The organism is Pseudomonas sp. NPDC088414 (genome assembly GCF_044753325.1).
Classification (GTDB): domain Bacteria; phylum Pseudomonadota; class Gammaproteobacteria; order Pseudomonadales; family Pseudomonadaceae; genus Aquipseudomonas.
Map to the genome: position 1 here is coordinate 1 of NZ_JBIVMY010000078.1, position 1,346 is coordinate 1,346.

Annotated in this window: 1 protein-coding gene; it reads right to left on the reverse strand. The window is 56.0% G+C overall.

The features are described from left to right. The coding region (gene fusA / locus ACIP8I_RS27145; RefSeq protein WP_400764929.1) for an elongation factor G at nt 1-1,346 on the reverse strand (1,346 nt) is incomplete at both ends.

Below are 1,346 nucleotides of genomic sequence, written 5' to 3' on the forward strand. Positions count from 1 at the left end.
CGTCGTGGTAAGAACCATCGAACACGGTAGCCTTCAGGCCGATCAGCGGATAGCCGGCAACAACGCCGTTCTTCATCTGCTCTTCGATACCCTTCTGGATAGCCGGGATGTATTCCTTAGGAACCACACCACCTACAACCTCGTTCACGAATTGCAGACCTTCCTGACCTTCGTCAGCAGGAGCAAAACGGATCCAGCAGTGACCGAATTGGCCGCGACCACCGGACTGACGAACGAACTTGCCTTCGATTTCGCAGTTCTTCGTGATGCGCTCACGATAGGAAACCTGAGGCTTGCCGATGTTGGCTTCGACGTTGAACTCACGGCGCATCCGGTCAACCAGGATGTCCAGGTGCAGCTCGCCCATGCCGGAGATGATCGTTTGACCAGTCTCTTCATCAGTTTTTACGCGGAAAGACGGGTCTTCCTGAGCCAGCTTGCCCAGAGCGATACCCATTTTTTCCTGGTCATCCTTGGTCTTAGGCTCTACGGCAACCGAAATAACCGGCTCCGGGAAGTCCATGCGAACCAGGATGATTGGCTTGTCAGCGTTGCAGAGGGTTTCACCAGTGGTGACGTCCTTCATGCCGATCAGGGCCGCGATGTCGCCAGCGCGTACTTCCTTGATCTCTTCACGGGCGTTTGCGTGCATTTGCACCATACGACCCACGCGCTCTTTCTTGCCCTTAACCGAGTTGATCACGCCGTCGCCGGAGTTCAACACGCCCGAGTAAACGCGGACGAAGGTCAGGGTACCCACGAATGGGTCGGTAGCGATTTTGAACGCCAGTGCCGCGAACGGCTCGTCGTCACTTGCGTGACGCTCCATTTCCTCTTCCTCGTTATCAGGGTTCGAGCCCTTGATAGCTGGAATGTCGGTTGGAGCAGGCAGGAAGTCGATAACGGCGTCGAGAACCAGGGGAACGCCCTTGTTCTTGAACGACGAACCGCACACAGCCAGAACGATTTCGCCAGCGATAGTGCGCTGACGCAGAGCGGCCTTGATCTCTTCGATCGACAGCTCTTCGCCTTCCAGGTACTTGTTCATCAGCTCTTCACTGGCTTCGGCCGCAGCTTCAACCATGTTGCTGCGCCACTCAGTAGCCAGCTTGAGCATGTCCGCAGGGATTTCCTTGCGAACAGGAACCATACCCTTGTCAGAGTCGTTCCAGTAAACAGCCTGCATGTTGATCAGGTCGATCTGGCCCTGGAAGTTGTCTTCCGAACCGATAGCCAGCTGAATCGGCACCGGAGTGTGACCCAGACGCTGTTTGATCTGACCGATCACGCGCAGGAAGTTGGCACCAGCACGGTCCATCTGGTTGACGTAAACACGACGTGGAACG